This is a genomic window from Gordonia sp. UBA7599 (assembly GCA_002477755.1).
GTDB lineage: Bacteria > Actinomycetota > Actinomycetes > Mycobacteriales > Mycobacteriaceae > Gordonia.
Genome location: DLKD01000013.1, coordinates 268 through 6,933, shown reverse-complemented (window position 1 = coordinate 6,933; position 6,666 = coordinate 268). Strand labels below are relative to the sequence as shown.

Annotated in this window: 7 protein-coding genes; 5 read left to right on the top strand and 2 right to left on the bottom strand. The window is 67.6% G+C overall.

Annotated elements, in window-relative coordinates; all coding sequences use genetic code 11:
- On the bottom strand, positions 1 to 748 hold a 748-nt coding region (locus B4L26_RS01390), incomplete at its 3' end, for a hypothetical protein (protein WP_290714931.1).
- A 301-nt stretch (positions 749 to 1,049) separates the two neighbouring features.
- On the opposite strand from B4L26_RS01390, the gene B4L26_RS01385 reads away from it, so the two are divergent.
- The 4 genes from B4L26_RS01385 to B4L26_RS01370 all read left to right on the top strand — a co-directional run bounded on the left by B4L26_RS01385 (position 1,050) and on the right by B4L26_RS01370 (position 4,560).
- Positions 1,050 to 1,706 carry a 50S ribosomal protein L25/general stress protein Ctc gene (locus B4L26_RS01385; RefSeq protein ID WP_290714929.1) on the top strand — a complete coding sequence of 219 codons (657 nt, stop codon included), beginning with the start codon at positions 1,050 to 1,052 and terminating at the stop codon, positions 1,704 to 1,706.
- 17 nt (positions 1,707 to 1,723) lie between these two features.
- On the top strand, positions 1,724 to 2,290 hold the full coding sequence (pth, locus tag B4L26_RS01380) for an aminoacyl-tRNA hydrolase (protein ID WP_290714926.1): 567 nt from the start codon (positions 1,724 to 1,726) through the stop codon (positions 2,288 to 2,290).
- Between the two features lie 112 nt (positions 2,291 to 2,402).
- The gene (locus tag B4L26_RS01375) at positions 2,403 to 3,437 is read left to right on the top strand and encodes a beta-ketoacyl-ACP synthase 3 (protein WP_290714933.1); all 1,035 of its coding nucleotides are present in this window, start codon (positions 2,403 to 2,405) and stop codon (positions 3,435 to 3,437) included.
- Between the two features lie 103 nt (positions 3,438 to 3,540).
- Entirely contained in the window at positions 3,541 to 4,560 is a 1,020-nt protein-coding gene (locus tag B4L26_RS01370; protein WP_290714923.1) for a beta-ketoacyl-ACP synthase III, read from the top strand.
- A gap of 6 nt (positions 4,561 to 4,566) precedes the next feature.
- Here B4L26_RS01370 and B4L26_RS01365 read toward each other — a convergent pair whose 3' ends face one another.
- Positions 4,567 to 5,052 (bottom strand): hypothetical protein, encoded by a 486-nt coding sequence (locus B4L26_RS01365; RefSeq protein ID WP_290714920.1) that lies wholly within the window; start codon positions 5,050 to 5,052, stop codon positions 4,567 to 4,569.
- Between the two features lie 194 nt (positions 5,053 to 5,246).
- Between B4L26_RS01365 and B4L26_RS01360 the strand changes: the two genes are divergently transcribed.
- On the top strand, positions 5,247 to 6,666 hold a 1,420-nt coding region (locus B4L26_RS01360), incomplete at its 3' end, for a peptide chain release factor 3 (protein ID WP_290714917.1).

The window sequence follows — 6,666 nt, the reverse complement described above, 5'->3', positions numbered from 1 at the left end:
CGGGAGCACCGGGGGCGCCAGGTGCAGCGGGTGCCCCCGGGCGTCCCGGAGCGGCACCGGACCCCGTCGCGGTGGTCCGCCCGGTCAGCCGCCACAGCCCGGTGAAGTTGTTGAACGGACCGTCGACGATCTGGCTGGTCCACTCGATGGCGTAGTCGCCGGTCTGCGGGTTGTACTTGCCGCGCACAGGTGAGGTCTTGCCCGGCATCCCGCCGCCCGGCTTGGGGGCGCCCTGGTTGAACACCTGCTTGTTCCACGTCACGCCGAAGGCGCTCAGGTCGCCGGTGATGTCGCCGTTGTCGTTGTAGAGCACCGGCAGCGCCGCGGGGCGCCTGGTCTGCGGGTCGACCGGGTTGGTCGCCGTGGCAAACCCGACGCCGTAGAACTTCACCGGCTGGGTGACGCTGCCCGACAGTGCGTTCCCGCCGGCGTCGAACGCCGCGGCCGGCTGCGGCTGGAACCCTCCGCTGCGCAGCCCGCCGGCCGAGCCGGGCGCCAACGGGGTGATCGTCTTGTCCGAGCACGAGGAATCGCCGTTGGCCAGGAACGGCCCCGCCGTGGTCCCGGCGGGCAGGATCATCCGGAAATACGATCCGGTGACCGTGCCACCGGCACACGAACCCGGTGTGATCGAGAACAGCCCGTCGAGCCGCGTCGGCGCGGCGTGGGCCGACGGCACCCAGGCGGGGCCGGCCGCGAGTGCCCCGACCGCGACGATCGTCGCCGCAGCGCGAACCGTGATTGCCATGTGAATCGACTCCTTGCTCCCCCGCCGGCGGGCATGTCGCCACCACCGGTCCGGGGGCAAGTGTGCTGATCAGGCACTCGGACGGACAAGGTTAGATTCGCCAAGACGCTAACCCGACCGCTAAGCTGTAGCGGTTGTCACGGCGAGGGTGGCGCGGCGCGAGCCGCACAACACCGTTATCGGCGCGACTGAGACAGTCTTCCTGCGCGGTCTGCGCAGATGCTCCTCGGTGCGCCCGTCGTGTCGCACAGGTCCACCCCGTGGCCCACACGAATCCGCACTCGGAACGAGGAGAAACACCATGGCAGCACCGTCTGCGCCCAAGCTGACCGCCACCCTGCGCGAGGAGAAGGGCAAGGGCGCCGCGCGCCGCGCCCGCCGCGCCGGCAACGTCCCCGCCGTCATCTACGGCCACGGCGAGGCACCCCGCCACCTGGCCGTCTCGGCGCGCGACTTCGCCGCGATCCTGCGCCACAACGGCACCAACGCCGTCATCGACCTCGACATCGAGGGCAAGAGCCAGCTCGCGTTGACCAAGCAGGTCGACGTCCACCCGATCAAGAGCTACATCGAGCATGCCGACTTCCTCATCGTCCGTCGCGGCGAGAAGGTCACCGTCGACGTGGTCGTCGTCGTCGAGGGCGAGGCCCAGGGCGGCACCGTCGTCACCCAGGACTCCAACACCCTGCAGGTCGAGGCCGACGCGCTCTCGATCCCCGATCAGTTCGCGGTCTCCGTCGAGGGTGCCGAGGCCGGCACCTCGGTCTACGCCTCAGACATCGAGCTCCCCGCGGGCGTCACCATGCTGACCGCACCGGAGACGCTCGTCGTCGCGGTGAACGAGGCCAAGGCCGCCGCTGAGCCGGAGGCGGCCGAGGGCGACGCCGAGGCAGAGGGCGGCGAGGACGCTACCGCCGATTCCGAGGGTGGCGAGGCCGCCGAGGACGCCGGCGAGTAGATCACCGGGAATCTGGCGTGAAACTCGTCGTCGGGCTGGGTAACCCGGGCCCCCGCTACGAGAAGACCCGCCACAACATCGGAGCGATGGTCGTTGACCACCTCGCCGCTACCAACGCGGCGAGGTGGTCAACCCACAAACGCTCCGGTGCCGAGACCGCGACGATCAGCCTGGGTGGCGAGCAGGTCCTGCTCGCCAAACCCCGCGTCTACATGAACGAATGCGGCCGCAACCTGGGCCCGTTGGCGAACTTCTACTCGATCGACGCGGCCGACGTGATCGCCCTGCACGACGAGTTGGACATCGATTTCGGGCAAGTGCGCCTCAAGCACGGTGGCGGCGAGGGCGGCCACAACGGCCTGCGGTCGCTGTCGGCAGCACTGGGCACCCGCGACTACTCGCGGGTGCGGCTGGGCATTGGCCGACCACCCGGCCGCCAGGACCCCGCCGAGTTCGTCCTCAAACCCTTTCCAGCCCGTGACCGCGACGCTGTCGGGCTCCTCGTCGGCAACGGGGCCGACGCGACGGAGCTGTTGTTGAGCCAGGGCTTGGAGTCAGCACAGAACACCGTGCACGCCTGGTAGACCCCCGCCGTAAACTGAAAGCAATATAGGGGGCCGGTCGGACTGCGGCGGCCGCGACAAGGAGTGCAATGTGGCAAACCTGGCAGTGAATCCCGCCCAGACGAATGTGGCAATGCTGGGTATCGGCGCCGCCCGTCCCAAGCGGCTCGTCAGCAATGCCGAGGTGTGTGAGATCCTCGACTCCAGCGACGAGTGGATCTTTGAGCGCAGCGGCATTCGCAACCGTCGCTATGTTTCCGGCGACGAGAGCGTACGCACCCTGGCCGCCACCGCCGCCCAACGTGCCATTGCCAACGCTGACATCGACCCGGAAAAGATCGGTGCGTTGATTCTTGCCACCGGCAGTTGGCAGTCAAAGATCCCCCACGGCGCCCCGCTCATCGCCAACGACATCGGCCTCAACGGAATCCCCGCCTGGGACATCGCCGCCGGTTGCGCCGGCTTCGGCTACGCGTTGAGCAACGCCGCCGACATGGTCCGCGCAGGCACGGCCCAGTATGTCCTCGCCCTCGGCGTGGAGACGATGACGGTGGCCGTCGATCCCACCGACCGCAACACCGGGTTCCTCTTCGGCGACGGTGCCGGCGCGGTGGTCGTCGGACCGAGCGAGACGAACGGCATCTCCCCCGCAGTCCTGGGCTCGGATGGCGAGAACGGCGACGCGATCTCGCAGAACATCGACATCAAGGGCTACATGGACCGCGCCGAGTTGCTCCAGCGTGAGGGAAAAGGCGTCGACGACGAGCCGGTGGGCCGGATGTTCATGACGATGGAGGGTTCCGCCGTCTTCCGCTGGGCCGCCATCACCCTGCCCAAGGCGCTCGCTGCGACGCTGGACCGGGCCGGGGTCAACACCTCCGACATCGACGTGTTCATCCCGCACCAAGCCAATGCCCGCATCAGTGAGTTGATGAAGAAGAACCTCGGCTTCCCCGATGACCTGCCGATGGCCAACGACATCGAGAACACCGGCAACACCTCGGCCGCCTCCATCCCGCTGGCGATGGAGGAAATGCTGGCGACCGGCAAGGCCAAGGGCGGCCAAACCGCGCTGGTGCTGGGCTTCGGTGCGGGCCTGAGCTACGCCGGCGCCGTCGTCACCCTGCCCCCGGCACCGAAGATCACCAGCTTCGACGATCTGGACTGAGGGCCGGTCAGCCGGACACGAGTCCGCGCGCGTACTTCCGAGTAACCAACGGCGGTGTATACCGTGGGGTTAGCAACGTCGCCAACCACGGAAGGCCCACGAGATGGTCGACATCGCCGAAGTCACCGGCACGCGCAACATCGGAATCCTCGGCCTCGGCGCATACCGGCCGGACCGAGTCGTCACCAACGAGGAGATCTGCGAGAGCATCGACTCCTCAGACGAGTGGATCTTCACGCGCACCGGTATCAAATCCCGCCGCTTCGCCCGCCGCGATGAATCGGCGATGGAGATGGCCATCGCGGCGGGCCGCAAGGCGATCGCCAACGCGCTGCTGTCGGGCTCCGATATCGACGCCGTCATCGTCGCAACCAACACCCACCTGTTACTGACACCCGCCGCGGCCACCGCCGTCGCGACGGCTCTGGGAGCCAACGGTGTCCCGGCGTTCGACGTGACCGTCGGCTGTGCGGGCTTCGGGTACGGGATGGCATTGGCCTCCGACATGGTCCGGGGCGGCAGCGCCACCAACGTGCTCGTCGTCGGTTCCGAGCAACTGTCGATCACGATGGACATGAGCGATCGCAGCATCTGCTTCATCTTCGGCGACGGGGCCGGCGCTGCGGTCGTCGGGCCCACCCCGGACCAGCAACTCGGTCCGGTCGTCTGGGGCAGCGACGGTTCGCAGTTCGACGCGATCCGCCAGGACATCGACTGGATCACCTACCTCGACAGCGACGACCACGAGAAACGGCCGTACCTGCGCATGGAGGGCACCAGCGTGTTCCGCTGGGCCGCGTTCGAGATGGGCAAGGCCGCACAGCGCGCCCTCGACGTCGCCAAGGTCGACGTCGCCGATCTCGACGTGTTCGTCCCACACCAGGCCAACTCGCGCATCAACGAACTGCTGGCCCGCGGCCTCAAGCTCGACGAAAAGGTCGTCATCGCCAACGACATCGAGACCACCGGCAACACCTCGGCCGCGTCGATCCCGTTGGCCATGGAAGATCTTCTCTCCACCGGCAAGGCAAAGCCCGGCGACACAGCACTACTGCTGGGCTATGGCGCCGGGCTGTCCTATGCGGCACAGGTGGTCAAGATGCCACCCGTGCCCTTTGAGTGACGGGGCTCAGTAACCCCAGTCGGGATTGCCGTTGCATCCCCCAATCGAGGCGCACGTGGCCTTCCAGTCGAGTTTCCAGAGGCCGTCATCGCGGACGTAGTAGCCGCTCAGATTCTGGGCCGGGAAACCGGCGAGGACGCCGACGAACTTGGCGCTCGCCTTGTTGCCGTTGATCACCGGTGCGGCGACCGAACGCATGTTGACCGACATCAGGTCGTACATCCGGCTGAAGTCCTTCATCCGCTCAGAGCTTGCGCGCACCTGCGGCGTGTTTCCGCGGTAGCTGTTCGCCAGTTTGGCGTCCATCGGCAGGGCGGGGTTCCACATCGCCGCGTACTGACTCTCAAGTTGGTGTCCCGACGGCCGCTCGGCCCGCACGTACAGGTCCCCGACGTTGGTCTGCCGCGCGGTCGTGTCCGCGGTAGCCGGCGCGGCCAGTCCCAATCCCAGCAGGACCGCTGACAGGAATGCCACGGTGATTCTCGAGATCATGATCCACTCTTCCTTCTAGTGCCCGGCCGACGTGTGCCGGATCCCCAGGCCGCATTGGTAAGGCTTGCCTAATGCAGGCTAGAGAGGCAGTTCGGGAAAGTCAACGCCATCTGTAATTACTCCATTGGGCGACCCGCCCTGTCGAAGCCGGGCGGCAAGCACGCCCTACCAACCGCCACGGCTATCCTCGTGAGGTGAGTTCAAGCCCCGAGACCGTTGCGCGCGAGGTCCGTCGGCGGCGCACCTTCGCGATCATCTCCCACCCCGATGCGGGTAAGTCGACGATGACCGAGGCGCTGGCGCTGCACGCCCGCATGATCAGCGAGGCCGGTGCGGTCCACGGCAAGGCGGGCCGCAAGTCGACCGTCTCGGACTGGATGGAGATGGAGAAGGCCCGCGGTATCTCCGTCAGCTCGACCGCGTTGCAGTTCAATTGCGCCCCTACCGGCCTTGCCAATCCCGGCGCCGGGAGCGCCAGCGAGCGGGCCGAATCGACACTGCCCCGGGCCGAAGCCGAACCCAACGTCATCAATCTGGTTGATACCCCCGGCCACGCCGACTTCTCCGAGGACACCTATCGGGTGCTGACGGCGGTCGACGCGGCGGTCATGCTCATCGACGCGGCCAAGGGACTCGAACCGCAGACCCTGAAGCTATTCCAGGTGTGTCGCCACCGCGGGATCCCGGTCATCACCGTCGTCAACAAGTGGGACCGGCCGGGCCAGACCCCACTCGAGCTCATCGACGAGATCGCCGATCGCATCGGTTTGACGCCGACGCCGCTGTACGTGCCCGTCGGAATCGCCGGTGACTTTCGCGGTCTCTACGATCGCCGCAGCGGCAGCTACATCAAGTTCTCCCGCACCGCCGGTGGCGCGAAGATCGCCCCCGAGGAGCTACTCGACGCGCAGGCGGCGGCCGCCATCGAGGGCGATGCGTGGACAGCGGCGGTTGAGGAGTCTGAACTCCTCTCCGAGATGGGGCAAGACCACGACGAGGAGATGTTCCTGGCCGGGCAGACCTCGCCGATGATCTTCACCTCGGCGATGCTCAACTTCGGTGTGCGCCAGCTGTTGGAAGCGCTCGTCGAGCTGGCCCCCGCACCGGCCGGGCGGGCCGACGTCGACGGCACGGTCCGCGAGGTCACCGACCCGTTCTCCGCTGTGGTCTTCAAGGTGCAGGCGGGGATGGACTCGAGTCACCGCGACCGGCTCGCCTACATGCGGATCGTGTCCGGCGAATTCGAGCGCGGCATGGTCGTCACCCACGCGCAGACCGGACGGCCGTTCGCCACGAAGTACGCGCAGGCGGTATTCGGCCGGGACCGCTCCACCGTCGACACCGCCTATCCCGGCGACGTCGTCGGCCTCGTGAACGCCACCGCACTGGCCCCCGGAGACACCCTCTTCGACGATCCTCGCGTGGAGTTCCCGCCAATCGGGTCGTTCGCGCCCGAGCACTTCGCGACCCTGCGCGCCCGCACCGCCGGCAAGTACAAGCAGTTCCGCAAAGCGATGGACCAACTCGAGTCCGAGGGTGTCGTGCAGGTGCTGCGCAACGACACCCGCGGCGACGCCTCCCCCGTCCTGGCCGCCGTCGGGCCGATGCAGTTCG